Below are 25666 nucleotides of genomic sequence, written 5' to 3' on the forward strand. Positions count from 1 at the left end.
GCTTTGTCGCGTCACTCGCACGTGCGGCGCAACGCCCGCGGCGTCATGCCGAACTGGCGCGAGAGGGCGGCGGTGAAGGCACTCTGGGAGCTGTAGCCGACCCGCGCGGCGATCTCGCCGACGGCCAGCTGGCTGTGCTGCAGGAGCTGGCGGCCAAGTTGCAGGCGCCGACGACGGACGTATTCCATCGGCGTCTGCCCGGTTTCCTCCAGGAAGCGCGCATGAAAGCGCGCGGTGGACAGCCCCGCCAGACGCGCCAGGTCGCCCACCTGCAAGGGGTGCGCGGCATGTTGATCGATATGGGCGTCTATGGTCGCCAAAGGCAGGCTCTGGCGCGCGGCGTAACCCTGGGTTTCGGCCGTCAGACTGGCCAGCAGCAGGGCCGCACCCTGTTCGGCAATCAGCGGGTCGTTGATCGCACTGGCGGCGAGCCAGCTGACCAGCTGGCTTTGCCCCGGATCGAGGGTCAGGGCGCCGGGCCTGTCGAGCAGGCGCCGGCTGGCGTCGGCACGGCTGCCCAGTCGCTGGTGCAACCACTGCGCCGAGGGTACGTCGAGCACCAGGCATTGGCTGCCTTCTCGACTGCCGCAGGCATGTCGGGCGCCCTCGGGGACCACGGCGAGCGTCTGGCGGAGCACCTGACTGCCGAGGCCGTCCACCTCGAAGTCCAGTCGTCCGCTCAGGCCGAACACCAGCTGGGCGTGGTCATGGCTATGGCTGAGCAGGTCGTGGCTGTAATGGCGCAGGGAAAGCAGCGAAGGCATGGTGGCGTCCTCGAACAAGGCCATCAGTCTACCCCGGGTCGCGGGAAAATGGCGCGGTAACGCAAGCGCAACCTTGCTGTAACAAGGGCTTCACCCCCTTCGCCCATGCTCGTCGAAACCCTGGCGGAGGCCGCCCATGAGCAGCGCAGAGCAGGTGAAGCCGAGTCGCAAGCAACGTGTCCGCACCCTGTGGATTTCCGATGTCCACCTGGGCACCCGGGACTGTCAGGCCGAGCACCTGGCCGCCTTTCTCAAACGCTACCAGGCCGACAAGGTCTACCTGGTTGGCGATATCATCGACGGCTGGAAGCTGCGCGGCGGCTTCTACTGGCCCCAGGCGCACAGCAACGTGATCCGCCGGCTGCTGACCATGAGCAAGCGCGGTACCGAGGTGATCTACGTCACCGGCAACCACGACGAGTTCCTGCGTCGTTATTCCAGCCTGGTGCTGGGCAATATCCAGCTGGTCGACGAGGCGGAGCACCTCACCGCCGACGGTCGCCGGCTGCTGGTAATCCACGGCGACCAGTTCGACGTGATCACCCGCTACCACCGCTGGCTGGCCTTTCTCGGCGATTCGGCCTACGAGTTCACCCTGACCCTCAACCGCTGGCTCAACCACTGGCGGCGGCGTTACGGCTATGGCTACTGGTCGCTGTCGGCCTACCTCAAGCACAAGGTCAAGAGCGCGGTGAACTTCATCAGCGACTTCGAGGAAGCCATCGCCCACGAGTGCGTCAAGCGCGGTTTCACGGGGGTGGTCTGCGGGCACATCCACCATGCCGAGATCCGTTCGGTGGGCGGCGTCGAGTACATGAACTGCGGCGACTGGGTCGAGTCCTGCACGGCCCTGATCGAGCAGCTGGACGGCAGTATCCAGCTTTACCGGCTGGCCGACGAGCAGGCGCTAGCGCCGCTTGAGCAGCCCATCGCAGTCGAGCCGGCGGCATGAGGATACTGATCGTCTCCGATGCCTGGTCGCCGCAGGTCAATGGCGTGGTCACCAGCCTGCAGGCTCTGGTTGGCGAGCTGCGCGCCCTGGGCCACCAGGTCAAGTTGCTGTCGCCGCAGGACTTCCGTTCGCGGCCTTGTCCGACCTATCCGGAAATCCCGCTGGTATGGGACCTCTGGCGAGTGGGGCCGGCGATCCGCGACTTCCGCCCGGATTGCGTCCATCTGGCGACCGAAGGGCCGCTGGGCTGGGCCGCGCGACGTTGGCTGGCCAGGCGTCGCCTGGCCTTTTCCAGCGCCGTGCACACGCGTTTTCCCGAGTACATCCACACTCGCTGGCGCTGGTTGCCGCTGAGCTGGGGCTACGCCTTCCTGCGGTTGTTCCATCGGCCGAGTCAGGCGGTGCTGGTGACCACCGAGCGTCTGCGCGCCGAGCTGGCCGGTCGTGGGCTCAGGCGCCTGGCACTGTGGCGCAAGGGCGTCGATACGCGGCTGTTCCAGCCCCGGGCGCAGCTGCCTGGCCCGCTGCAGCCGGTGTTCCTCTGCGTCGGGCGCATCGCCGCCGAGAAGAACCTGGAGGCCTTTCTCGCCCTCGACCTGCCGGGGGAGAAGCGCGTGGTCGGTGACGGCCCCCAGCGCGAGGCGCTGCAGGCGCGCTACCCCCAGGTCAGGTTCCTCGGCTATCAGCATGGCGAAGCGTTGGCCGAGGCCTATCGGCAGGCCAGCGTGCTGGTGTTCCCCTCGCGTACCGATACCTACGGGCTGGTGATGCTCGAAGCGCTGGCGTGCGGCACACCGGTGGCCGCGTTCCCGGTTCCCGGGCCGCTGGATGTGCTGAAGGCGGGCGTCAACGGGGTGATGGACGAGGACCTGCGTGAGGCCTGTCTGGCCGCCCTGGAGCTGGATCGAAGCCGTTGCGCCGAGCTGGCGGCGCAGCAGTCCTGGCGGGTCTCGGCGCTGGAGTTTCTGGCGCAGCAGTCGCTGCTCGACGGCGCGTCTGGCGCCGAACCGGCGGTGTTGGTGCCCAAGCCCTGAGGACGCCCCGGCACCGGTAGACGCCCATGAAAAAAGCCGCCCGAGGGCGGCTTTTTCGATCACATGATGACCTTGTCGCGCAATTTTTCCGCCGCTTGTTGCAGGGCCTGGATCACCCGCTGCTTGTCGAAGTTCTGGATGCCGTTGGTATCCAGGTACATGGAAAAACCGGGCAGCTCGTGCTCGACGTAGCTGGAGGTGGCGCCGAGGTCGCGGCGGAAATCCACCACCTGGTAGATCTGCACCGGGCGGGAGAAGCCCTTGACGCTGATCTGGCCCTTGTCGCGACACATGATCACGTCCTTGATCATGGAGTAGGTCTCGTGGGAAATGAGAATCTCGCCGGCCTCGGCGGCGCTTTCCAGGCGGCTGGCGAGGTTCACGTCGCGGCCGATGATGGTGTAGTCCATGCGCGTGTCGGCGCCGAAGTTGCCCACCGTGCAGTAGCCAGTGTTCAGGCCCATGCGGATTTCCAGGGGCTTGGTGATGCCCTGGGCGCGCCATTGCTGGCGCAGCACCTTCATATGCTTGCGCATGGCGATGGCCATCGACACGGCGGCCACGGCGTCCTTCTTGGCGCCCTTGCTGGCCGGATCGCCGAAGAACACCATGACGGCGTCGCCGATGAACTTGTCGATGGTGCCGCCGTACTTCAGGCAGATCTTCGACATTTCGTTGAGGTAGCTGTTGAGCATGTCGGTCAGGGCTTCGGCTTCCAGCTCCTCGGACAGCTCGGTAAAGCCCTTGATGTCGGAGAAAAACACCGTGAGCTTCTTGCGCTGGGTCTCCAGGCGCACGCTCTTCTTGCCGCTGAAGATCGATTCCCACACCTGGGGCGACAGGTACTTGGCCAGGTTGCGGGCCAGGCGCGCGGCCTTCTCCTGCTCGCGCTTGATCTCGCTGCGCACCTGCGCCAGGCGCAGCCCCTGCTGGTGCACGAAGTAGGCGGTGATGCAGATGTACAGGGTGGTGAAGACGATGCTGACCAGGGCGACCAGGGCAGGGGTGTCGAGGTTGAGGTGCAACTCGATCAGCAGGCAGGTGACCAGGGTGCCGCTGAGCGCGATCAGCAGGGCCAGGCCCATGTGGCGCAACCCACCGATCACCAGTGAGCTGAAGACCAGCGTCAGCAGGCACATCAGGCTGGGTACCACCGAGAAACCGAGCAGGGCCAGCGCCGCGCCGCAGTGCAGGGCGTCGATCACCAGCAGGGCCAGGGTCGTGCGCTGCGGCTGGTCGCGCTTGAAGCGCAGGCTCAGGTGGTGGGCCAGGTGCGGGTAGAGCAGGGCATAGGGCACCATCCACAGGATGCTGTAGGCAAAGTGCTGGGCATAGGTACCGGCGGCGATGCTGGCAGCGACGGCGATATAGGCCAGCACGCGGGAGTAGTACTCGCGCAGTGGCGGCGCCGGCAGCGCGTGGGGCCGATTCGAGGTGGTGGCATTCATGCGATGGAGGTGATCCCTGCTGGATTTCTGACGCCTCTGCTGGACGCCTGGAGTGTCTGCAAGCACTGGGCCAGGCTTGCGACAAGGCTGGGATCATAACCAAGCGCCGGGGCCTCAGCCAAGCATCGCGGCCGAACGGTGTGCGGGGGGCGGTCGGCGGTCACGGCGGCGCTGTCGCCGCGCCGGCGCCAGCGGCTGACGCTTCGGGGGCGTGCCTAGAACTTGATGCGGCCGGTGAAGGCATCCTTGAGCATCACCCAGTCGCCGAGAAAGCTGTACAGCGGGTACTGGAAGGTGGCCGGGCGGTTCTTCTCGAAGACGAAGTGGCCGACCCAGGCAAAGCCGTAACCGGCCAAGGGCAGGGTCAGCAGCCACAGCCACTGCTGGCTGACCAGGGCATAGCCGAGAATGCTCAGCACCAGCAGGCTGCCGACATAGTGCAAGCGGCGACAGACGGGATTGCTGTGTTCCTGCAGGTAATAGGGGTAGAACTCGGCGAAGCTTTGGTAACGCGCTGGTGTCTGGCTGGCCATGGAGGGTCTCCTGCGGTTGCGTTGGCCGCGCCGGCCATTGAGGCGGGAGCGGCTTTTCTGCAGTCTAAGCCCTGTATCCGGCCGTGGCAGTGACAATGGGTGCCACACTAGTATCCTTGCGCCACCAGGCCGCCGGCGGTGGCCTCATCAGAAACCGAATAAGAAGACGCCATGAGCGAACGTACCACTTCGTCGAGCTGGGCCCTGGGCATCGTCCAGGCGCTGGAATTGGGTGGCGTCGACTGCCGTGCGATCTTCCCCGAGCTGGGCCTGGATTACGCGGCCCTGGAGGACCCAGACGCGCGCTTCCCGCAGGACGGCATGACGCGTCTTTGGCAACGTGCCGTGGAGCTGTCCGGTAATCCGGCGATCGGCCTGAACATGGCCAAGGTGGTGCGCCCGGCGTCATTCCACGTGGTGGGCTACGCGCTGATGTCCAGCCGTACGCTGAAGGAGGGCCTGACCCGCCTGGTGCGCTACCAGCGGATCATCGCCGAGGGCGCCGACCTGAGCTTTCGACCCACGCCCTGCGGCTACGAGCTGGTCCTGGCGATTCACGGCGACCGTCTGCCGCCGGCGCGACAGAGCGCCGAAGCCTCGCTGGCCTACGCCCTGGCGTTCTGTCGCTGGATGACCGGCAAGCCGCTGCGCCCGCAGCAGATCCTCTTTCAGGGCGATCCGCCTACCGACCTGCAGCCGTTCGAGCAGGTGTTCCAGGCGCCGCTGCGCTTCAATGCGGCGCATTACGCCCTGCTGTTCGAACGGGCGGACATGGAAATGCCGTTGCCCACCGCCAATGAATCGCTGGCGCAGTTGCATGACCGGTTTGCCGGCGAATACCTGGCGCGCTTTTCGGAGAGCCGGGTGACCCATTTGGCCCGCCAGGTGCTGTGCCGCCTGTTGCCCCAGGGCGAACCCAAGCGCGAGGCGGTGGCGCAGACGCTGCACCTGTCGCAGCGCACCCTGCAACGACGCTTGCAGGAGGAGGGCAGCAGCTTTCAGCAGCTGCTCGATGACACCCGCCGTGAATTGGCCGAGCAGTACCTCGCGCAGCCCAGCCTGACCCTGTTGGAAGTGGCCTACCTGCTGGGTTTCGCCGACCCGAGCAATTTCTTCCGGGCTTTCCGCCGCTGGTTCGCCTGCACGCCCGGCGAGCATCGCGCGCGCCTTTAGCCGTGGCGTCCCGAGCCGATCAGTGGCGCCAGAAGGACGGCATCAGCAGCACCAGCACGGTGAGGATTTCCAGACGACCGAGCAGCATGCCCAGGGTCAGCAGCCATTTGGCCATGTCCGGCAGCGGCGCGTAGTTGCCAGCCGGGCCGATGATCGGGCCCATGCCCGGGCCCACGCCGGAGACCGCGCTGGCGGCGCCGCTCAGCGCGGTGATCCAGTCCAGGCCGCAGAGGGTCAGGGCCAGGGCCAGGCCGGCGATGGTGATGGTGAAGAAGAAGGAGAAGGTCAGGATCGAGCGGACGATGTCCTCGTCCAGGCGGTGCATGTTGTACTGCTGCTTGATCACCGCTCGCGGATGCACCAGCTGCTGCAGGTTGGCCTTGAGCAGCACGTAGGCCACCTGGAAGCGGAAGATCTTCAGGCCGCCGGCGGTGGAGCCGGAGCAGCCGCCGATGAAGCCCAGGTAGAAGAACAGCATGCCGGCGAAACCGCCCCACAGGGTGTAGTCACCGACGGCGAAACCGCTGGTGGTCATGATCGAGGTGCTGTTCACCACGACGTGGCGGATGGCCTCCAGCCAATGCAGCTCGGACGTCAGGCAGTACCAGGTGCCGAGCACCAGCCAGGTGCACAACAGGATGCCGAGAAAGCCCTGCACCTGCTGGTCCCTGATCAGCGCGCGGTAGTTGCCGCGCATGGTCGAGACGTACAGCACGAAGGGCAGGCTGCCGAGGATCATGACCGCCACGGCCACCCAGTGCACCGCGGGCTGGGTCCAGTTGCCCAGGGAGCGGTCGGAGGTGGAAAAACCGCCGGTGGCGATCGCCGACATGGTGTGGTTGATCGCGTCGAACAGATTCATGCCCGCCAGCCAGAACGCCAGCACGCTGAGCAGGCTCAGGCCCACGTAGGCGGCAATCATGTACTTGGCGACCATGTGCGAGCGCGGCATGACCTTTTCCGAGCGATCCGAGGATTCGGTCTGGAACAGGCGCATACCACCGATGCGCAGCATCGGCAGAATCGCCACCGCCATGCCGATGAAGCCGATGCCGCCGAGCCAGTGCAGCAGCGAGCGCCAGATCAGGATGCCCGGCGACATGCTGTCCAGGCCACTGAGCACCGTGGCGCCGGTGGTGGTGATGCCGGACATGCTCTCGAAGAACGCGTCGGTGTAGCTCATGTGCTGGGTGAACATGAAGGGGATGGCGGCGAACACGCACACCAGCAACCAGCTCGACACCGTCAGCATGTACATGTCGCGGGGGCGAAGCTGGGTGTTTTCCGGTCGGCCTTGAGCCACCATGGCGAGCCCGGCGATAAAGGTGATCAGGCTCGACCAGAGGAAGGCGTTCAGCTCGTGGGCCCGCTCGAAGAGCACCAGGGTGGCCATCGGTACGACCATGCTGATGGCCAGGGTGATCAGAAAGATGCCGTTGATAAACGCGATGATTCTTAGGGTCGGCAAGGCCATCTAGTCGGTTCCAAAATTGTTGTCTTCAGTCCATGGCTGCACGGCAACCGCCTAGTGGTCGGTTGCGCTGCCGACCGTCAGTGTTTCCGGAACGCTGGGGTCACCAGCACCGTGAGTATCTCCAGACGGCCCGATGATCGGCCCCGGGCCCGGGCTCACGTTGCACACCGCGGTGGCGGCGGCAGTCAGTGCGGTGATCCAGTCCAGGCCGAGCATGGCCAGCGGCAGCGCCAAGGCGCCGATTGTAATGGTGAAAAAGAAAGAAAAGGTGATCTGCGAGAGGACAATCTCCTCATCGAGGTTGTGCCCGTTGTACTGCTGCTCGATCACCGCGCGCGGATGCACCAGTTGCTGCAGGTTGGCCTTGAGCAGCGCCCAGGCGACCTGAAAGCGGAAAACTATCAATCCGCCGGCGGTTGCCGCGCAGGGTCGCCGCATAGGCATAGAGGGAGAAGGGCGGGCTGCCGAGGATCATCCGCTCCAGTCCGATCGCGGCGGTGATCGGGCTCGACCAGGGAAAAGCGAAGAGGTCTTCGGATGCGTCGAAGATCATCGGCGTCAGCATGGGAATGAGCATGCTGGCGGCCAGGGGGGTGAGGAAAATGCCGAGGATGAAAGCGATGATGCGCAGCGGCGGCAAGGCCATGAATGGGGCTCGGGCTGAGGGGCGGCAAAGGGCGCCATTCTGCCCGCGGCCGGTGATCCCTACACCAGCCATCATGCCGCGCTTTACAAGCGATGGGCGCTGCATAGAATAGCGCCCCAGGTGCCGGCCCTTGCCGGTTTCTGAGCCCTCTAAATCATGTCAAACGCTAATCCTTGCCTTACGTGCGGCGCCTGCTGCGCGCATTTTCGTGTGTCCTTCTTCTGGGGTGAATGCCAATCGGCCGGCGGCGTAGTGCCGGACGAGCAGGTGGTGCTGATCACCCCGCACCGGGTCGCCATGCGCGGCACCGAGAGCAAACCGGCGCGCTGTGTGGCCTTGCTCGGCGATGTCGGTCAGGGCGTGCGCTGCACCCTGTACGAACAGCGCTCCAGCCCCTGCCGCGAGTTCGAGGCTTCCTGGGCCAATGGCGAACACAACCCGCGTTGTGACGATGCCCGTCGTGCGCACGGACTGCCGCCCTTGACGCCGCCGGTGCAGCCGAGCGTGTCGCCGGAACGGGTGGCCTGAGTCTCGAACCGCAGTTTTTCCCCAACCCTCGGGCCCGAGCCTCTAGAATTGCCGCTTCTTTGTTTTCTGGAGGTGGCCGATGGATGCGCTCGATGCCCTGCTAACCCGTGTTTCCGCACCGCGTCTGCGCGCGCCCGCGCCGGACGTGGCGCAGCGCGAACTGCTGTTTCGCGCCGCGCTGCGGGCGCCGGACCACGGTCAGTTGCGGCCGTGGCGCTTTCTGACCGTCGAGGCCGAGGCGCGCGAGCAAATGGGCGAGCTCTTCGCCGAGGCGCTGCTGGCCGGTTCCGCCGAAGTCGGTGAGGAAGCGCTGGCCAAGGCGCGCGCCATGCCACTGCGTGCCCCCCTGCTGGTGGTGGTGATCGCGCGCCTGCAGGACCATCCCAAGGTGCCGCGCCAGGAGCAGGTGATCGCTGCCGGCTGTGCGGCCCAGGCCATCCTGCTCGCTGCCTATGCCCAGGGCGTTGGCGCGGTCTGGCGCACCGGCGAGATGGCCTACAACGCCAGGGTCGCCGAAGGCCTGGGCTTGAGCAGCGATGAGCAGATCGTCGGGTTCCTCTACATGGGGACGCCGGAGCGCGAACTGCGCACGCCGGCGCCAGTGCAGGTGGCGGACTACGTCAGCACCTGGCCGGCCTGATCGGCGTTCTCCCGCGAGCGGACCCGGCCGGCACACCGGCCGCTAGGGTTGGCCCATTGTGCTGAGCGGCAGGCACAGGCTGGCGCTGAAACCGCCGCCGGGGCGATTGGTCAGCGCCAGTCGCCCGCCGTGACGCTCCGCCGCGCGGCGGGCGATGGCCAGACCCAGGCCGTGCCCAGGGGCGCGTTGTCCGGGGGCGCGGAAGAACGGTTCGCCCAACTGGGGCAGGTGCTCGGCGGCCACCCCGGGGCCGCGGTCGCGCACGTTGATGCACAACTCGCCCGCCTCTCGGGTCACGCTCAGCTCGATCGGCTGGCCCGCCGGATTGAAGCGCAAGGCATTGCGCAGCAGGTTGTCCAGGGCCCGTTCGAGCATGTCCGGCCAGCCGCTTAGTCGTGCGTCGCTGGCGACCTGAACGCTGACGGTCTGCTGCGGGGCGCCGAGCCGGGCGTCCTCCTGCAGTTTGCGCAACAGCGCGTTCAGGTCGATCGGCTGGGCGGCGCCGGGGTCGGCGTCGAGGCGGGCGAGGGTGAGTATCTCGCTGATCAAGGCCTCCAGGCGGTCGCACTCCTGGGCCAGGCGCGGCCACAGGCTTTCCCGCTCCTGGGGTTGTGCGCGCTCGGCCAGGGCCAGGGCGACGCGCAGACGGGCCAGGGGCGAGCGCAGCTCGTGGGAGACGTCGCGCAGCAGTTGGCGCTGACTGCTGATCAGGCCCTGCAGGCGCGCGCCCATGCGGTTGAAGTCCCGGGCCAGTACGCCCAGCTCGTCGCGGCGTCCGGCCAGACGCGCCAGGCTGGTTTGCTGGTAGGCGGTTTGCCCGAGGTCGTGGACGGCGCCGCGCAGGCGATCCAGCGGGCGGGTGATCGACAGGGTCAGCAGCAGGCTGAACAGGGTCAGGATCACCAGGGCGATGCCCAAGGCGCTGAGTGGCCAGAGCAGGCTGCCGCGGTGCCAGGCGAACAGCTCGGGGTGCGGGATGCGGTAGACGAACAGGTAGGTCTCGCCGCTGCGCGGGCTGGTGTATTCGGTGCTCAGGCGGCGCCAGGGCAGGCGCCGGGCATTCGGCTGGCGCGCCTCCAGGGCGGCGGCGCGCCGTGGGAAGGTGCCTTTGACCAGGGGCTGGCCGTTGTCACCCAGGACCTGGACATGGAGGCGAAACTCCTTTCTGCGCTGCTCCAGAAATGCCTGGGCGACGCTCGGCCCCTGCTGCTCGTAGCGCTCCGTCCAGGTCTCCGTCAGGCTGCTCAAGGCCGGGTGCTGACTGAGAATCCAGGCGTCCTGATTCAGTGCGCGGCCGAGCAGCATGGACAGTCCGGCCACCAGGGCCGTGGCCAGCCAGAAGCTGGCGAAGATGCGCCAGAACAATGAACGCACGAAAGCTCCTTAACTCAGTGAAAGCCCCGCGCGCCGAGCGCGTGGGGCTGGTGCGGCTCGCGCGAGCTACTCGCTCTTCTTCGCCTGTTCGGCCTTCCAGGCCATGAAGGCTTTACGCTCTTCGCGTCGTTCCTGCATTTTCTTCAGTTGAGCGTCAAACGCCGCCTGCTGCTCGGGTTTGAGCAAGGCGCGCATGGCGCTGTGCTGTGCCTCCTTGGCTGCCTGCAGTTCCGCCTGCATGGCCTTGCGTTCGGCGGCGGGCAGCTTGTCGAGGTAGCGCTGGGTGATGGCATGGCGGCTTCTCATCTGCTCGCCCATCAGTTCGCGCATCTCGCGCTGTTGCGCCTTGCTCAGATCGAGCTCCTTGAACATCCGACCGCCATGTTCGCCGCCGTGGCGTGGGCCGCCTTCGCTCATGGCCAGGGCCGGCAATGCCAGGGCAAGCAATGCTGCAGTTAGGATCTTGCGCATGATGAATCTCCTCGTCTGTGAGCCGGTCGGTTGCCGGATGAGCCCAGTCTAGGGCGCGCAAGGTCAAGGGCAGTCAGATAAGGGTAAAGCTTGGGTAAAGGCGCAGGGGCCCGGTTCAGGCACTGTAGTAGTAGCCGCGGCCGCGCAGGGCGACGATCCGCGGGCGGCCGTCCGGGTGCGGGCCGAGCTTCTTGCGCAGGTTGCTCACGTGCATGTCCAGGCTGCGGTCGTAGAGGGTCAGCTTGCGGCCCAGGGCCAGTTGCGCCAGCTCCTGCTTGTGCACCGGTTCGCCGGGCTGGCGCAACAGGGCTTCGAGCAGGCGACTCTCGGAGAGGGTGAGCAGCACCTCTTGCTCGCCGATACTGACCGTTCCGCGAGCCTGGCTGAAGCACAGGTCGTCCACTTCCAGCTGGCTGGGGGCTGCGGGCGGCGTGCTGCGTCGCAACACGGCGCGCAGGCGGGCGGTGAGTTCGCGCGGGTCGCAGGGTTTGGCCAGGTAATCGTCGGCGCCCAGCTCCAGGCCGAGAATGCGATCCAGTGGTTCGCCGCGGGCGGAAAGCATCAGCACCGGCAGCTCAGGGTGCTCGCGGCGCAGGCGCTTGAGCAGCTCCAGGCCGCTGCCATCGGGCAGCATCACGTCGAGTACCACGGCGTCCGGGCACTGGCTCGAGAGGGCCTGGCGCGCGGCGTTGCCGTCGTGGCAGGTGCGGACGTCAAAGCCCTCCTGGGTCAGCCAGTTGGCCAGCAGCTCGCAGAGTTCGACGTCGTCATCGATCAGCAGCAGGGCGTTCATGGGCGCTTCAATTGATCCACTCGCGGCGGGTCCTGCGGTTGCCCCGCAGCATTGCGCCGAGGATCACACCGAGCAGCCCCGCCCCCGCACCGACGGCGAACCAGGTCTGCTGTTCGCTGAGCAGGCGCGCTGGCGTGTCGGCCTGGGTCTTCTTCAGCTGCAGCTTGAGACGCTGGTTTTCCTGGCGCAAGCGTTGCAACTGAGCCGATTCGCGCTCGCCATTGTTGGCCTGCAGTTCGGCATTCAGCGCATCGCGTTGCGCCTCACTGGCGGCCAGGCGCTGCTCCAGTGCCTCGATCTGTTCCTGCGCCTGGGGCTGTCCCGGGCTCTCCTCGGCGTGCAGGTGAAGCGGCAGCAGCCCTATGACCAATAGCAACAACGGCAGACCTGAACGCATCGGAACTCCTATTTCCTGTCGATGATGGGGGCAGCGAAGCTGGCGCTGTGGTTAGGGCAGTACCTTCTTGAAGGGTTTGACCAGGACCGAGGCGTAGACCCCGGCGGCGCGATAGGGGTCGGCATCGGCCCAGGACTGCGCGGCGCTGAGCGAGTCGAACTCGGCGACGATCAGGCTGCCGGTGAAACCCGCCGGGCCCGGATCATTGCTGTCGACCGCCGGGTGAGGGCCGGCCAGCACCAGGCGGCCTTCGTTCTTCAACTGCTCCAGCCGCGCCAGGTGGGCGGGGCGGGCGGCCAGGCGGTTGTCCAGGGAGTTTTCGACATCGGTGGCGATAATGGCGTAGAGCATCTCAGGTCCTTAATTGGCGGCCGGCGCAGCAGTCAGTAGGCGGTGGCTGCAGCGCAGCAAAGCAGTACCTGCGGGCAAAGTCGAGGAAATGTCGCGATGCGCCAGCAGGAACCCGCGGGGAACGGCATAATAACAAACATAAATAATCGGAAAACGCCCCTATGGAAGTCGATTTACATTGCCACAGTACGGCCTCAGACGGCGCGTTGGCCCCGGCCGTGGTGGTAACGCGGGCCCATGAGCGCGGGGTCAGACTGCTGGCCCTGACCGACCATGACACCCTGGAAGGCCTGGATGAGGCCCGGGCAACGGCCGAGGCGCTGGATATGCGCCTGGTCAATGGTATCGAGCTGTCCTGCACCTGGGGTGGCGCGACCATTCATGTCCTGGGGTATGCCTTCGCCTGCGATGCGCCGGTGCTGCGCCAGGCGATCGCCGAACTGCACGACGGCCGCTGGCAGCGGGCCGAAGAGATCGGCAAGCGCCTGGCGGGCAAGGGCATGCCGGGTGCGCTGGCGGGTGCGCGCGCGGTACAGCAGGAGTTGGGCGACAGCGGCAACGCGCCCGCGCGGCCGCACTTCGCCGAGTTTCTGGTGCGCGCCGGGCACGTCAAGGATCGCGCCGAGGCGTTTCGCAAGTGGCTCGGCTCGGGCAAGCTGGGTGACGTCAAACAGCACTGGCCGACCCTCGAGCGGGCGGTCGATACCTTGCGTCAGGCCGGAGCCTGGATAAGCCTGGCACACCCGTGGCACTACGACTTTACTCGTAGTAAGCGGCGCAAGTTGATCGCCGATTTTGTTCAGGCCGGTGGTCATGCGTTGGAGGTGGTCAACGGCATGCAGCCGGCCGAGCAGGTTGGCAGTCTGGCGATACTGGCCCGCGAATTCGGTCTGCTGGTAAGCGCCGGCAGCGACTTCCATGCACCTGGCGACTGGTCCGAGTTGGGTATGTACCGTCCCGTTCCGCAAGACCTCTCGCCCCTTTGGGCACGTTTTCAAAATGGCCAGCAGTCTGCTGCAAACTGAACAGGGAGTCAGCGTGAGTCAATTCTTCCAGGTGCACCCGGAAAACCCGCAGTTGCGCCTGATCAAGCAGGCGGTGGAGATCATCAGGGCCGGCGGCGTGGTGATCTATCCCACCGACTCCTGCTATGCCGTCGGCTGTCGCATCGGTGACAAGAACGCCCTGGAGCGCATCCGTCGCCTGCGCCAGCTGGACGACAAGCATAATTTCACCCTGATCTGTCGCGACCTGTCGCAGCTGAGCCTGTTCGCCAAGGTGGATACCGGTGCCTTTCGTCTGTTGAAGAACCATACCCCGGGCCCTTACACCTTCATTCTCAACGCCACCCGCGAGGTGCCGCGCATGCTGCTGCATCCCAAGCGCCGCACCATCGGCCTGCGGGTGCCGGGCCATCCGATCGCCCTGGCGTTGCTCGAGGAGTTCGGCGAGCCGCTGATGAGCATCAGCCTCATCCTGCCGGGCGAAACCCTGCCGATGAGCGAGCCTCACGAGATGCGCAAGGCCCTCGAGCATCAGGTCGACCTGATCATCGATGGTGGTGTCGGTGGGCTGGAGGCGTCGACCGTAGTCAGCCTGGTCGACGACGAGGCGCAGGTGATTCGGGTCGGCTGCGGCGATCCGCGGCCGTTCGGCGGCGATTGACCCCTGGCCGCCGCAGCCCTGGTGGCCGGGCGCGCCCTCTTAGAGAATCAACACCACCAGAATGGCGACCAGCAGGATGATGATCACATCGCTTCCGCTGAGGGCGCCGGCGGCTGGCAGCGCGTCGATCCGCTGGGCGAGGCTGGCCGCTTCAGCAGGCGTCAGGGCGTCGACCCGGTTGCGCGCCTGCAGCGCAGGGACGCCCATGGTCTGCAGTTCGTCCTGCACCTCGTCGCGGTTGAGAAACTCCTGGAGCGTTTCACGGTCGGCCTGGCCGTCCAGATCGGCGAGCACTTCGGTGGTGCTGAGCATGCCGGCATGGCTCGGCATGGCAAGAGTGGTGCTCAGGCAGGCCGTCAGCAGGGCCAGGCCGAGAAGTTGTGCGAGCCTTTTCATCTTTTTTGGCTCCCGAGGCAGGGGAGGTGGCCGCGTCCCTTGGCTTGCGGCGGCGCGGGATGCTGCCGCTTGGCCCGCAGCGGCCGACGGCATTGTAGTTTCGACCGAGTTGCCGGTCGGCCGGTTCCCGCCTCCTTGGTTTCGTTGTGGCGCCCGGCCCCGCTATACTTCGCGCCCTTGTTGGATTGTTAAGGTAACCCGGTTTGAGCCTTGTTGATTCTGAGCGCCGTGTGCTCTCTGGCATGCGCCCCAGTGGCCGATTGCACCTTGGTCACTACCATGGCGTGCTGAAAAATTGGGTCAAGTTGCAGCATGCCTACGACTGCTATTTCTGCATCGTCGACTGGCATGCCCTTGCTACCGACTACGAGCAGGTCGGTCAGCTGTCCCAGCATGTCATGGACATGGCCGTGGACTGGCTGGCAGCGGGCGTCAGCCCGAGTTCGGCGACCCTGTTCATCCAGTCCCAGGTGCCCGAGCACGCCGAGCTGCACCTGCTGTTGTCCATGGTCTGTCCGCTCAGCTGGTTGGAGCGGGTGCCGACTTATAAAGAACAGCAGGAGCATCCGCACGGCAAGGATCTCGGGACCTACGGCTTCCTTGGCTATCCCTTGCTGCAGGCGGCAGACATTCTGTTGTATCGCGCCGGCGTGGTGCCGGTGGGCGCCGACCAGCTGCCGCACATCGAATTTGCCCGCGATGTGGCGCGCCGCTTCAATCACCTGTACGGCCGCGAGCCCGGCTTCGAAGGCAAGGCCGAGGCCGCCATCGGCAAGCTCGGCAAGAAGACTGCGACCCTCTACAACAACCTGCGCAAGGCCTTTCAGCAGCAAGGCGATGTCGAGGCCCTGGAAACCGCCCGGGCGCTGCTCAAGGAACAGCAGAACATCACCCTGGGCGACAAGGAGCGCCTGTTCGGTTATCTGGAAGGCGGTGGCAAGGTGCTGTTGCCCGAACCCCAGGCCCTGCTCAGCGAGGCACCGAAACTGCCGGGGCTGGATGGCGGCAAGATGTCCAACAGCAATGGCAACGCGATTTTCCTGCGCGACAGCGCCATCGAAGTCGAGGAAAAGATTCGCCGCATGCCCACCGACCCGGCCCGGGTGCACCGCAGCGACCCCGGCAACCCGGCCCACTGCCCGGTGTGGCCGCTGCATCAGGTGTACTCCAGTGAGCAGACCTGCGAGTGGGTGCAGCAAGGCTGCAAGAGTGCCGGGATCGGCTGCCTGGAGTGCAAGGGGCCGTTGATCGAAGCGGTGCAGGAGGAGCTCAAGCCGCTGCAGGCGCGCGCCGTCGATTATCAGAGCGATCCCGACGTGGTCCGCCGCATCCTGGCCGAAGGCGCCGAGCGTGCGCGCAACGAAGCCCGCGAGACCCTGGCCGAGGTGCGTCTGGCCTTGGGTCTGAACTACCGCTGAGTCGAGACCAGCCATGTCCCCTGCGCCGCCCGATGCACCCACCGACAGCCAGGCCGGCGCCCAGCAGGAGCTGCCGTTCGCCCTGGTCTACGGCCAGGCGGTCACCGAGCTGCCGCTGGACCTGTATATCCCGCCGGATGCCCTGGAGGTCTTTCTCGAGGCCTTCGAGGGGCCACTGGACCTGCTGCTCTACCTGATCCGCAAGCAGAACATCGACGTGCTGGACATTCCCGTGGCGGAAATAACCCGGCAGTACATGGGCTATGTCGAGCTGATGCAGTCGGTGCGCCTGGAACTCGCCGCCGAATACCTGGTGATGGCCGCCATGCTCGCGGAGATCAAGTCGCGCATGCTGCTGCCGCGCTCCAGCGCCACCGAGGAAGACGAAGAGGACCCGCGCGCCGAGCTGATTCGTCGGCTGCAGGAGTACGAGCGCTACAAGGCCGCGGCCGAGGGGCTCGACCTGCTGCCGCGAGTGGGTCGCGATCACACGGTGCCGCGCCTGGAGGCGCCCCAGGCGCGGGCCCGCAAGCTGCTGCCCGAGGTCAGCCTGGAGGAGTTGCTGCTGTCGATGGCCGAGGTCATGCGTCGGGCCGACATGTTCGAGAGTCATCAGGTGACCCGCGAGGCGCTGTCGACTCGCGAGCGCATGAGCGAGGTGCTGGAGCGCTTGAAGGGCGGCGCATTCGTGCCGTTCGTCGAGCTGTTCGCGGCGGAAGAGGGACGCCTGGGCGTGGTGGTGACCTTCATGGCGGTACTCGAACTGATCAAGGAATCCCTGGTCGAGTTGGTGCAGAATGAGGCCTTCGGGCCTATCCATGTGCGTGCGCGAGCTGAGTGACGATGAACCTGACCGATCCCCGCGAGCTGGCCAGCCTGCTGGAAGCCTTCCTCCTAGCTTCCGGCAAGCCGCAGTCTTTGGAGCGCCTGTTCGAGTTGTTCGAGGAGCGCGAGCGGCCGCCTTCGACCGTGTTCAAGGAAGCCCTGGAGGTGCTGCGCCTGTCTTGCGCAGGGCGTGCCTTCGAGCTCAAGGAGGTGGCGTCGGGCTATCGGTTGCAGGTGCGCGAGCGCTATGCGCCCTGGGTCGGCCGCCTGTGGGAGGAGCGTCCGCAGCGCTATTCCCGGGCGATGCTGGAAACCCTGGCGCTGATCGTCTACCGCCAGCCGATCACCCGTGGCGAGATCGAGGATGTGCGCGGGGTGGCGGTCAACAGCCAGATCGTCAAGACCCTGCTGGAGCGCGAATGGATCCGGGTGGTCGGGCACCGCGACGTGCCGGGGCGACCGGCGATGTTCGCCACCACCAAGGCTTTTCTCGACCATTTCAACCTCAAGAGCCTCGACGAGCTGCCGTCGTTGGCGGCCCTGCGCGAGCTGGAGCCTGAGCCGCTGCTGGCCTTCGATGAGGACCCGGCGGTGCCGGCCGAATTGCAGGCCCGCGCCGACCTGGCCTGCGCCGACGGGCCCGCCGCCGAGCCCCGCGAGGAAACCAGCTTCAGCAGCCTGCTGGCCGAGCTGGACTCGATGGAGCAGGGCTTGAAGACCGACTTCGACGACCTGGACGAGCCCGATACGGACGAGGCGGCCGTCGAGCAGGCGGATGACGCCGACGGCGCTCGCCACTGAGCGCATCGGTCGTGCGGTGCCGCCGGTCGGTCCAGTTACTGACGAGCAGCCGCCGAGCGGCTAGCCTCAATCCGTGCGCGTGGCCGCTGATCGGCGTATGATGCGCGCCCTTTCGACGACATGCCGTCGTCCCTCACTAGAGAAACACCGGGAGGTGCCCAGATGAGTGAATCCGAACAACATAGCCCCGCTGGCGAGAAACTGCAGAAGGTCCTCGCACGCATGGGCCTGGCCTCGCGCCGGGACATCGAGGCCTGGATCGGCCAAGGCCGGGTCAAGGTCAATGGCGCCACCGCCACCCTCGGCGTGCGCGTCGATATGCACGATGCCATCGCCATCGATGGCCGCCTGATCAAGCGCGAAGAAGCCGCGGAAAGCGTGCGTCGCGTGCTGATCTACAACAAGCCGGACGGCGAGATCTGTACCCGTGACGACCCCGAGGGCCGGCCGACGGTCTTCGACCGTCTGCCGCGGCCGAAAGAGGGGCGCTGGATCAATATCGGTCGCCTCGACATCAACACCACTGGCTTGCTGATGTTCACCACCGACGGCGAACTGGCCAACCGCCTGATGCATCCTTCCTATCAGATGGATCGCGAGTACGCCGTGCGCGTGCGTGGCGAGGTCGACGAGGAGATGCTCGAGCGCCTCAAAGCCGGGGTGATGCTCGAAGATGGTCCGGCCAAGTTCACCGACATCAAGGAAGCGCCAGGCGGCGAAGGTTTCAACCACTGGTACCACTGTGTGGTGATGGAAGGGCGTAACCGAGAGGTGCGTCGCCTGTGGGAATCCCAGGGGCTGGTGGTCAGCCGCCTGAAGCGGGTGCGCTTCGGTCCGGTGTTTCTCACCTCGGACCTGACCATGGGCCGCTGGCGGGAAATGAGTCAGCGCGAAGTGGACATCCTCAGCGAGGAGGTCGGTCTCAAGCCCCAGGCGCTGCCGCAGATGAAGGAAAAGGCGCGCGACAAGCTCGATCGCTTGCAGCGTAAATCGGCCAAGCCGGTAGGGCGTGGCGAGCGCCAGCCGCGCACCCTGCGTCCGGCTCACGGCGGCCCGGCCGAGGCCGAGCAAGGCCGCTCCGGGCGTGGCGCGCCGCGGGCCAGCGATGGACGCGGTACGCCGGTTGCCGAGCGCCCGCAGGATGTCAGCAAGAAGCGCCCGAGCAAGCCCCGTCAGGAGCGCCCGGGTGTCGAGCTGGCGGACCGGCCGGCGCGCAAGCCTGCCGGTGCGCCGGCCAAGCGCCGTGGCCAGCCGTCCGGCGAAGGCCAGCGGCCGGGGTTCGGTCGCGGTAGCCGCAAGCCGCAGTAAACGCATCAGTGGCTGTGCTGCAAAAAGAAAAAGGGGCTCGCTGAGCCCCTTTTCTTCGTGTGCGTGCTGTCAGCCGGCCATGGTCAGGCGATTGCGCCCCTCGCGCTTGGCGACATAGAGAGCGCTGTCGACGCGGCGCAACAGGCTGTCCGCGGATTCGCCTGGCAGCAAGGTGGCGCAGCCGAGGCTGATCGACAGGTCGATGGGGGCGCCCTGGGCCAGGCACTGCAGTTCCAGTACGGCATGCCGCAGGCGTTCGCCGATCATCCCGGCGGCCTCGCGACCGGTGCCGGACAGCACCACGAGGAACTCCTCGCCGCCGTAGCGAAACACCATGTCGACGTTGCGCAGCTGATTCTTCAGGGTAGCCGCCACGGCCTTGAGCACTTCGTCGCCGACGCAGTGGCCGTGGTTGTCGTTGACCTCCTTGAAATGATCGAGGTCGAGCATCAGCAGTGACAGCGGCAGCAGGTTGCGCCGGGCCAGATCCACTTCGCGCTTCAGTACCTGGTCCATGGCGATGCGGTTGCCGGTATCGGTCAGGGGATCGCGCAGGGCGTTCTGGACAGCAGCGCGGTAGAGCAGGGCATTGCGCAGCGGAAACAGCAGGCTGGCCAGCAGTGACTCCAGTTGGCCAAGTTCTTCGTCGCTAAACCGTTGCCGGCGGCGGAACACCAGCTCGCCGAGGTATTCCCCCTCGTGACTGAGGCGATAAGCCGCCGAGTGGCTGGCGCGCTCCCCCAATTCCACACGCAGGTCGCTGATCGGTTGCTGATAGCTCAGCGCATCCAGCGGCACCAGTTGCTGGGCGCCGGCAAAGAACAGCGAGAGCACGCGTTCGGCGTCCAGGCTGGTCTGCAACTGCAAGGCAAGCTGCTGGCGCAACTGGGCCAGGCTGATCGGCCGCGGCGCGCGCACCTTCTGGCTGGCGAAGCCCATACGCTGCAGCTTGGCTGCATCGAAATCTATGGTGTTGGTCTGGCTTGGGGGACCCATAAAGGCTAAACCTCTGGCGCTTCAATGCGTTGACACAGAGGTTTGAGCGAATTTCGTGCCAAAGGGTTCAGTGCGATAAAAAATTATTTGAAGTCAGCTACTTAGCGGCTTTCACTGGAGGCTCTTGGCCACTAGTGGCCAATTAATAGCGGCAACGGCCGGCAATCCGCTGCCGCTTGGCACCGAGGTGCCAATATTTTGCCGCCTCGGTTTGTTGGCGCCCCTTACTGGGCGTCGAAGGCCTGGCCGTTCACGCCGTTGCTGTCGGGGCCCATCAGGTACAGGTACACCGGCATGATGGCCCCGGGCGCCGGGTTGTTGGCCGGATTTTCTCCGGGGTAGGCCTGGGCGCGCATGTCGGTGCGGGTGGCCCCCGGGTTGACGCTGTTGGCGCGAACGTTGGCAATGCCGTCGAGCTCGTCGGCCAGCACCTGCATCAGGCCTTCGGTGGCGAACTTCGATACCGCGTAGGCGCCCCAGTAGGCGCGACCCTTGCGCCCGACGCTGCTGGAGGTGAACACCACCGAGGCGTCCGGCGAGAGCTTGAGCAGCGGCAGCAGGGTGCTGGTGAGCATGAACATGGCGTTCACGTTGACCTGCATCACCCGCATGAAGTTGTCGCCGGACAACTGTTCCAGGGGCGTACGCGGGCCGATGATCGAGGCGTTGTGCAGCAGGCCGTCGAGTCGACCGAACTCGCGCTCGATCGTCGCCGCCAGTTCGTCGTACTGGTGGGGCAGGGCGGTTTCCAGGTTGAAGGGGATCACCGCCGGCTGCGGGTGGCCGGCGGCCTCGATGGCGTCGTAGACCTTGCTCAGGTGGTCTTCGCTCTTGCCCAGCAGCAGGACGGTGGCGCCGTGGGCGGCGAAGGTCTGGGCGGCGGCGGCGCCGATCCCGCGACCGGCGCCAGTGACCAGAATCACGCGATCCTTGAGCAGGTCGGGACGGGCGGAATAGTCGAACATGGCGAGCGCCTCATTAATTCGTGGGTTGGGCTGAGTTTAGTGCCCACCTCGGATGAGGCGGGCGAAGTAGGACGATGGGCCTGGCTGGATCGGGTCTCAGCAGGAGCACAGCGCTCGATCGAGCACGGCGCGCAGCTCCAGCGGATGGTCGACCACCACGTCGGCGCCCCAGTTTCTCGGGTTGTCCTGCGGGTGGATGTAGCCGTAGGTGACGGCGGCCGTGCGGGTGCCGGCGGCGCGCCCGGACTCGATGTCGCGCAGGTCGTCGCCGACAAACAGCACGCTGGCCGGCTCCAGGCCCAGGCGGCTGCAGGCCAGGGTCATGGGCTCGGGGTCTGGTTTGCTACGGGTCACATGGTCCGGACAGATGAGGATGGCCGAGCGTTCGGCGAGGCCCAGTTGCTGCATGATCGGCTCCGCGTAGCGCAGCGGCTTGTTGGTCACCACGCCCCAGATCAGCTTGGCCTGCTCGATATCGGCGAGCAGTTGCTCGATGCCGTCGAACGGGCGGGTCAGCACGGCGCAGTGTTGCTGGTAGCGCTCAAGGAACTCCAGGCGCAACGGCTCGAATCGTTCGTCCAGTGGGTCCATGGCGAAGCTGGTGGCGACCATGGCGCGGGCACCGCCGGACACCTGGTCGCGAATCAGCTTGTCGTCTATGGGGGCGAGGCCCCGTTCGGCGCGCATCGCCTGGCAGATGGCGATGAAGTCCGGGGCACTGTCGAGCAGGGTGCCGTCCATGTCGAATAGAACCGCGCGCAGGCGCATTGGGCGTGTCATCGGCTATTTCCCTCGCTGCGCCGGAGTCTGTTTTGGCGCGATGCAAGGCACGAGCCGTGAAGTTTGGTTGTTCCAAATGAGCGGCGAGAAACGCCGCATCGCGCCAAAACAGACCCGGCCCTATGGGTTGCGTCAGAAAATCGGCCATGCGTTGTTGCTGTCCTTGGCAATGGAACAACCATTGCCTGCGGCCAGCGCCTAGCCTGGCCGGTTTTCTGGCAGCAACGCAGCAGGGAAATAACCAATGGCACGCCCTAGCCCTCCTTCAGGGTCTGGATCATGTAGTTGACGTCGACATCCGACTCCAGCTTGTAGTGCTTGGTCAGAGGGTTGTAGGTCAGGCCGATGATGTCCTTGACCTGCAGGCCGGCGGCGCGGCTCCAGGCGCCCAGTTCGGAGGGGCGGATGAATTTCTTGAAGTCATGGGTGCCGCGCGGCAGTAGGCGCAGCAGGTACTCGGCGCCGATCACTGCGAACAGGTAGGCCTTGGGGTTGCGGTTGATGGTGGAGAAGAACACCTGGCCGCCGGGCTTGACCATGGCGTAGCAGGCGCGGATCACCGAGGCCGGGTCGGGAACGTGTTCGAGCATCTCCAGGCAGGTGACCACGTCGAACTGCTCCGGCATCTCCTGCGCCAGGTCTTCGGCGGTGATCTGCCGGTACTCCACCGAGACTCCGGATTCGAGCTGATGCAGCTGGGCCACGGCCAGCGGCGCTTCGCCCATGTCGATGCCGGTGACGGTGGCGCCGCGCTGGGCCATGGCTTCGCTGAGAATGCCGCCGCCGCAGCCGACGTCGAGGACCTTCTTGCCGGCCAGGCCGACGCGCTCGTCGATCCAGTTGACCCGCAGGGGATTGATGTCGTGCAGCGGCTTGAACTCGCTCTCGCGATCCCACCAGCGGTGGGCGAGGGCTTCGAATTTGGCGATTTCGGCGTGATCGACGTTGCTCATGGGATTCCCTGAATAAAACGCCAAGCCGGAGGCTCGGGGCTCAAATGCTTATGGTGCCAGTTCCGCGCGGCGCTTGGGGCGTCGGCGCGGCGGTCAATTTATGTCAGTTTGTCGCAGCGGCCGGCGCCTGGTCTGCGAGCAAGGCCGCGACTAGGCCCGGCCGGCGATCCTGGCGCCCCAGGCGCGGGCATTGGCGATGATCCGCTGCTCGTCCAGGCGGGTCAGTTGGCCGTTGTCTAGCAGTGTCTTGCCGGCGACCCAGACGTGCTCGACGCAGGCCCGGCTGCTGGCGTAGATCAGTTGCGAGACCGGGTCGTAGACCGGCTGCTGGGCCAGGCCGGACAGGTCGAAGGCGACCAGGTCGGCCGCCTTGCCGATTTCCAATGAGCCGATCTGCTCGTCCAGGCCGAGGGCGCGGGCACCGTTGAGGGTGGCCATGCGCAGTGCGCGGTGCGCGTCCAGGGCGGTGGCCGAGCCGGCCACGGCCTTGGCCAGCAGTGCCGCCGTGCGGGTTTCGCCGAGCAGGTCCAGGTCGTTGTTGCTGGCCGCGCCATCGGTGCCGATGGCCACGTTGACGCCGGCCTGCCAGAGCCTTTCCACTGGACAGAAGCCGCTGGCCAGCTTGAGGTTGGATTCCGGGCAGTGGATCACGCTGCTGTTGCTCTCCACCAGCATGGCCAGGTCATCGTCGTCGACCTGGGTCATGTGCACGGCCTGGAAGCGCGGCCCGAGCAGGCCGAGGCGCGCCAGGCGCGCCAGGGGGCGTACGCCGTGCTGTTCGAGGCTCTGCTGAACCTCGAAGGCGGTTTCCTGCACATGCATATGAATGCCGGCATCCAGCTCCTCGGCGAGCACGCGGATGTTCTCCAGCTTGTCGTCGCTGACCGTGTAGGGGGCGTGGGGGCCGAAGGCCACCGTCAGGCGCGGGTGGTGCTTGAGGTCGTCGAACAGCTCCAGGCCCTTGCGTAGGGCTTCGTCGGCATCGCGGGCACCGGGGATGGGGAAGTCCAGTACCGGGACGGTGATCTGTGCGCGGATACCGCTCTTGTGCACCAGCTCGCTGGCGGCCGCGGGAAAGAAATACATGTCGGAGAAGCAGGTGATGCCGCCCTTGAGCTGTTCGGCGATGGCCAGTTCGGTACCGTCGCGGATGAAGGCCTCGTCGACCCACTTGCTCTCGGCCGGCCAGATGTGGTCCTGCAGCCAGGTCATCAGCGGCAGGTCGTCGGCCAGGCCGCGGAACAGGGTCATGGCGGCATGGCCGTGGGCGTTGACCAGGCCCGGGGCCAGCAGTCGCCCTGGCAGTTCGCGCACCTCCAGCGCCGGCTGCTTGAGGGCCTCGGTGCGCGGGGCGATCAGGGCGATGCGGCCGTCGCGGATGCCCAGGCCATGCTCGTGCAGCACCACGCCGGCCGGCTCCACCGGCACCAGCCAGGTGGGGAGCAGGAGGAGGTCGAGGGGGGCTGCAGACATGGCGAGGGCTTCCGGGCGGGCTTAAAAGGACCGAGTTTATAGGGGAATGGGGCTGGCTTGAAGTCGGGCGCGGTATTGTCGGACCCTCTGGGTGCGTTCTGCGACTCAGTCTGTCGTGGTTCGTTGCCGGTCGGGATTGCGACGCTGCGGGCTTGGGTCGGTCCCCCATGTGCGTATAATGCCCGGCTTTTTCTTTTGGACTGCGAGGTGGGTCATGCGCGAGCAATTGCTAGCGGCCGAGAAGGTCAAGGCCATCGAGTGGCGCGACGGTGCCCTGCATCTGCTCGATCAGCGTGTGCTGCCGTTCGAGGAGCTGTGGCACGCCTACGGTTCGGCGGTCGCGGTGGCCGAGGCCATTCGGGCGATGGTGGTGCGCGGTGCGCCAGCCATCGGCATCAGTGCTGCCTATGGCGTGGTGCTTGGCGCCCGTGCGCGGCTGGCTGCCGGTGGCGACTGGCGGGAGGCGCTGGAAGAGGACTTCCAGGTGCTCGCCGATTCGCGGCCGACCGCGGTCAATCTGTTCTGGGCGCTCAATCGCATGCGCGAGCGCCTGGCTCGCCTGAAGGACGGGGAGGACCCGCTGCTGGCGCTGGAGGCGGAAGCCCATGGCATTCATCAGAGTGACCGCGAGGCGAACCTGACCATGGCCCAGCTCGGCGTCGAGCTGATCCGCAAGCACCAGGGCAACCAGCAGAACCTGCTGACCCATTGCAATACCGGCGCCCTGGCCACCGGTGGCTTTGGCACCGCCCTGGGGGTGATTCGCGCGGCCCATCTGGATGGCCTGGTCGAGCGCGTGTATGCCGACGAGACCCGGCCCTGGTTGCAGGGCTCTCGCCTGACCGCCTGGGAGCTGGCCAATGAGGGCATCCCGGTGAGCCTGAATGCCGACTCCGCGGCCGCTCACCTGATGAAAACCAAGGGCATCACCTGGGTCATAGTTGGCGCCGACCGCATCACCGCCAATGGCGATGTGGCCAACAAGATCGGCACCTATCAGCTGGCGGTGAATGCCATGCACCATGGTGTGCGTTTTATGGTGGTGGCGCCGAGTTCGACCATCGACATGGCCCTGGAGAGCGGCGAGGACATTCCCATCGAGGAGCGCGACGGTGTCGAGCTGCTGGAGGTGGGTGGCAAGCGCGTGGCGTCTGGGGTGGAGGCGGTCAATCCGGTATTCGATGTGACACCAGCCGACCTGATCGACTTCATCGTCACCGAGAAAGGTGTGGTGGAACGGCCGGATGCGGCAAAGATGGCCAAGCTGATGTGCCGCAAGCGCCTGCATTGAGTGCGGTTGGCAGGGCGGTTGCGCGCCTGTCCCGGCTGGCCGTCTGGGGATAGGTGGCGGGCGGCGACTGTGGTAAACTCCGGCGGTTTTCAGGGGCGCCCATCGCGGGCGTCTTAACTGCGCAGACACATGGCATAACTCATTGATTTGTCGTGAGTCGTTGCTGGCCTAGGGCCGCGACGGCAAGCTTCGCCTCGTTCAGGATGAGTGGCGCGAA

Annotated in this window: 28 protein-coding genes and 1 pseudogene; 13 read left to right on the forward strand and 16 right to left on the reverse strand. The window is 66.2% G+C overall.

The genetic code is table 11. The features are described 5' to 3' along the window. Positions 1 to 11: 11 nt before the first annotated feature. Positions 12 to 764: an AraC family transcriptional regulator gene (locus KDW96_RS20285; RefSeq protein WP_255840581.1), complete on the reverse strand. Its 753-nt coding sequence runs from the start codon at positions 762 to 764 to the stop codon at positions 12 to 14. A gap of 136 nt (positions 765 to 900) precedes the next feature. On the opposite strand from KDW96_RS20285, the gene KDW96_RS20290 reads away from it, so the two are divergent. Next, positions 901 to 1716, forward strand: coding sequence for a UDP-2,3-diacylglucosamine diphosphatase (locus KDW96_RS20290; RefSeq protein ID WP_255838014.1), 816 nt, complete (start codon positions 901 to 903; stop codon positions 1714 to 1716). Next, positions 1713 to 2750, forward strand: coding sequence for a glycosyltransferase family 4 protein (locus tag KDW96_RS20295; protein WP_255838015.1), 1038 nt, complete (start codon positions 1713 to 1715; stop codon positions 2748 to 2750). Before KDW96_RS20290 ends, KDW96_RS20295 begins: the two co-directional genes overlap by 4 nt. 59 nt (positions 2751 to 2809) lie before the next feature. Here KDW96_RS20295 and KDW96_RS20300 read toward each other — a convergent pair whose 3' ends face one another. Both KDW96_RS20300 and KDW96_RS20305 read right to left on the reverse strand, forming a co-directional pair. Next, the gene (locus KDW96_RS20300; protein WP_255838016.1) at positions 2810 to 4198 is read right to left on the reverse strand and encodes an adenylate/guanylate cyclase domain-containing protein; all 1389 of its coding nucleotides are present in this window, start codon (positions 4196 to 4198) and stop codon (positions 2810 to 2812) included. Positions 4199 to 4413: 215 nt separating this feature from the next. Next, on the reverse strand, positions 4414 to 4731 hold the full coding sequence (locus tag KDW96_RS20305) for an Mpo1-like protein (RefSeq protein WP_255838017.1): 318 nt from the start codon (positions 4729 to 4731) through the stop codon (positions 4414 to 4416). Between the two features lie 171 nt (positions 4732 to 4902). Between KDW96_RS20305 and KDW96_RS20310 the strand changes: the two genes are divergently transcribed. Continuing rightward, entirely contained in the window at positions 4903 to 5904 is a 1002-nt protein-coding gene (locus KDW96_RS20310; RefSeq protein ID WP_255838018.1) for an AraC family transcriptional regulator, read from the forward strand. Positions 5905 to 5923: 19 nt separating this feature from the next. Here KDW96_RS20310 and KDW96_RS20315 read toward each other — a convergent pair whose 3' ends face one another. Together KDW96_RS20315 and KDW96_RS20320 are read right to left on the reverse strand one after the other, a co-directional pair. After that, positions 5924 to 7378 carry a TrkH family potassium uptake protein gene (locus tag KDW96_RS20315; protein ID WP_255838020.1) on the reverse strand — a complete coding sequence of 485 codons (1455 nt, stop codon included), beginning with the start codon at positions 7376 to 7378 and terminating at the stop codon, positions 5924 to 5926. A 117-nt stretch (positions 7379 to 7495) separates the two neighbouring features. Next, positions 7496 to 7798 (reverse strand): annotated as a pseudogene (locus KDW96_RS20320) (potassium transporter TrkH); the annotation flags it as partial. Between the two features lie 382 nt (positions 7799 to 8180). On the opposite strand from KDW96_RS20320, the gene KDW96_RS20325 reads away from it, so the two are divergent. Beyond that, complete coding sequence (locus KDW96_RS20325; RefSeq protein WP_255838021.1) at positions 8181 to 8552, forward strand: YkgJ family cysteine cluster protein; 372 nt, start codon at positions 8181 to 8183, stop codon at positions 8550 to 8552. Positions 8553 to 8631: 79 nt separating this feature from the next. Beyond that, on the forward strand, positions 8632 to 9192 hold the full coding sequence (locus KDW96_RS20330) for an NAD(P)H nitroreductase (RefSeq protein ID WP_255838023.1): 561 nt from the start codon (positions 8632 to 8634) through the stop codon (positions 9190 to 9192). 42 nt (positions 9193 to 9234) lie between these two features. On the opposite strand, the gene KDW96_RS20335 is transcribed toward KDW96_RS20330, so the two are convergent. The 5 genes from KDW96_RS20335 to KDW96_RS20355 form a co-directional block, all read right to left on the reverse strand. Then, complete coding sequence (locus KDW96_RS20335) at positions 9235 to 10566, reverse strand: sensor histidine kinase (protein ID WP_255838024.1); 1332 nt, start codon at positions 10564 to 10566, stop codon at positions 9235 to 9237. A 66-nt stretch (positions 10567 to 10632) separates the two neighbouring features. Next, complete coding sequence (locus KDW96_RS20340; protein WP_255838026.1) at positions 10633 to 11037, reverse strand: Spy/CpxP family protein refolding chaperone; 405 nt, start codon at positions 11035 to 11037, stop codon at positions 10633 to 10635. A 115-nt stretch (positions 11038 to 11152) separates the two neighbouring features. Next, on the reverse strand, positions 11153 to 11830 hold the full coding sequence (locus tag KDW96_RS20345) for a response regulator transcription factor (RefSeq protein ID WP_255838028.1): 678 nt from the start codon (positions 11828 to 11830) through the stop codon (positions 11153 to 11155). 7 nt (positions 11831 to 11837) lie between these two features. Continuing rightward, on the reverse strand, positions 11838 to 12227 hold the full coding sequence (locus KDW96_RS20350) for an SH3 domain-containing protein (protein WP_255838029.1): 390 nt from the start codon (positions 12225 to 12227) through the stop codon (positions 11838 to 11840). 51 nt (positions 12228 to 12278) lie between these two features. Then, positions 12279 to 12578 carry a YciI family protein gene (locus KDW96_RS20355; RefSeq protein WP_255838031.1) on the reverse strand — a complete coding sequence of 100 codons (300 nt, stop codon included), beginning with the start codon at positions 12576 to 12578 and terminating at the stop codon, positions 12279 to 12281. A 161-nt stretch (positions 12579 to 12739) separates the two neighbouring features. Here KDW96_RS20355 and KDW96_RS20360 point away from each other — a divergent pair, with 161 nt between their 5' ends. Both KDW96_RS20360 and KDW96_RS20365 read left to right on the forward strand, forming a co-directional pair. After that, positions 12740 to 13603: a PHP domain-containing protein gene (locus tag KDW96_RS20360; RefSeq protein ID WP_255838032.1), complete on the forward strand. Its 864-nt coding sequence runs from the start codon at positions 12740 to 12742 to the stop codon at positions 13601 to 13603. Between the two features lie 13 nt (positions 13604 to 13616). Further along, positions 13617 to 14243 (forward strand): L-threonylcarbamoyladenylate synthase, encoded by a 627-nt coding sequence (locus tag KDW96_RS20365; protein WP_255838033.1) that lies wholly within the window; start codon positions 13617 to 13619, stop codon positions 14241 to 14243. A 39-nt stretch (positions 14244 to 14282) separates the two neighbouring features. On the opposite strand, the gene KDW96_RS20370 is transcribed toward KDW96_RS20365, so the two are convergent. Next, complete coding sequence (locus KDW96_RS20370) at positions 14283 to 14639, reverse strand: PA2779 family protein (protein ID WP_255838034.1); 357 nt, start codon at positions 14637 to 14639, stop codon at positions 14283 to 14285. A 242-nt stretch (positions 14640 to 14881) separates the two neighbouring features. Here KDW96_RS20370 and KDW96_RS20375 point away from each other — a divergent pair, with 242 nt between their 5' ends. From KDW96_RS20375 to rluB, 4 genes are all read left to right on the forward strand, one after another. Continuing rightward, the gene (locus KDW96_RS20375) at positions 14882 to 16057 is read left to right on the forward strand and encodes a tryptophan--tRNA ligase (RefSeq protein WP_255838036.1); all 1176 of its coding nucleotides are present in this window, start codon (positions 14882 to 14884) and stop codon (positions 16055 to 16057) included. 13 nt (positions 16058 to 16070) lie between these two features. After that, positions 16071 to 16898 (forward strand): segregation and condensation protein A, encoded by an 828-nt coding sequence (locus KDW96_RS20380; RefSeq protein WP_502221328.1) that lies wholly within the window; start codon positions 16071 to 16073, stop codon positions 16896 to 16898. Between the two features lie 2 nt (positions 16899 to 16900). Next, complete coding sequence (scpB, locus tag KDW96_RS20385; protein WP_255838037.1) at positions 16901 to 17683, forward strand: SMC-Scp complex subunit ScpB; 783 nt, start codon at positions 16901 to 16903, stop codon at positions 17681 to 17683. 162 nt (positions 17684 to 17845) lie between these two features. After that, entirely contained in the window at positions 17846 to 18991 is a 1146-nt protein-coding gene (gene rluB, locus KDW96_RS20390; RefSeq protein WP_255838039.1) for a 23S rRNA pseudouridine(2605) synthase RluB, read from the forward strand. A 69-nt stretch (positions 18992 to 19060) separates the two neighbouring features. Here the strand turns inward: rluB and KDW96_RS20395 are convergent, their stop codons facing one another. The 3 genes from KDW96_RS20395 to mupP form a co-directional block, all read right to left on the reverse strand. After that, positions 19061 to 19987 (reverse strand): GGDEF domain-containing protein, encoded by a 927-nt coding sequence (locus KDW96_RS20395; protein WP_255838040.1) that lies wholly within the window; start codon positions 19985 to 19987, stop codon positions 19061 to 19063. Positions 19988 to 20211: 224 nt separating this feature from the next. Further along, entirely contained in the window at positions 20212 to 20952 is a 741-nt protein-coding gene (locus tag KDW96_RS20400; RefSeq protein ID WP_255838041.1) for a YciK family oxidoreductase, read from the reverse strand. A gap of 96 nt (positions 20953 to 21048) precedes the next feature. Then, positions 21049 to 21720 (reverse strand): N-acetylmuramic acid 6-phosphate phosphatase MupP, encoded by a 672-nt coding sequence (gene mupP, locus KDW96_RS20405; RefSeq protein ID WP_255840583.1) that lies wholly within the window; start codon positions 21718 to 21720, stop codon positions 21049 to 21051. 88 nt (positions 21721 to 21808) lie between these two features. On the opposite strand from mupP, the gene KDW96_RS20410 reads away from it, so the two are divergent. After that, positions 21809 to 21934, forward strand: a complete 126-nt coding sequence (locus tag KDW96_RS20410; RefSeq protein WP_255838042.1) for a hypothetical protein — start codon at positions 21809 to 21811, stop codon at positions 21932 to 21934. Positions 21935 to 21986: 52 nt separating this feature from the next. On the opposite strand, the gene ubiG is transcribed toward KDW96_RS20410, so the two are convergent. After that, complete coding sequence (ubiG, locus tag KDW96_RS20415; protein WP_255838043.1) at positions 21987 to 22685, reverse strand: bifunctional 2-polyprenyl-6-hydroxyphenol methylase/3-demethylubiquinol 3-O-methyltransferase UbiG; 699 nt, start codon at positions 22683 to 22685, stop codon at positions 21987 to 21989. 150 nt (positions 22686 to 22835) lie between these two features. Beyond that, positions 22836 to 24158, reverse strand: coding sequence for a TRZ/ATZ family hydrolase (locus KDW96_RS20420; protein WP_255838044.1), 1323 nt, complete (start codon positions 24156 to 24158; stop codon positions 22836 to 22838). Between the two features lie 214 nt (positions 24159 to 24372). On the opposite strand from KDW96_RS20420, the gene mtnA reads away from it, so the two are divergent. Then, the gene (mtnA, locus tag KDW96_RS20425) at positions 24373 to 25449 is read left to right on the forward strand and encodes an S-methyl-5-thioribose-1-phosphate isomerase (protein ID WP_255838045.1); all 1077 of its coding nucleotides are present in this window, start codon (positions 24373 to 24375) and stop codon (positions 25447 to 25449) included. Positions 25450 to 25666 lie beyond the last annotated feature (217 nt).

This window comes from Pseudomonas benzenivorans, from assembly GCF_024397895.1.
GTDB lineage: Bacteria > Pseudomonadota > Gammaproteobacteria > Pseudomonadales > Pseudomonadaceae > Aquipseudomonas > Aquipseudomonas benzenivorans_A.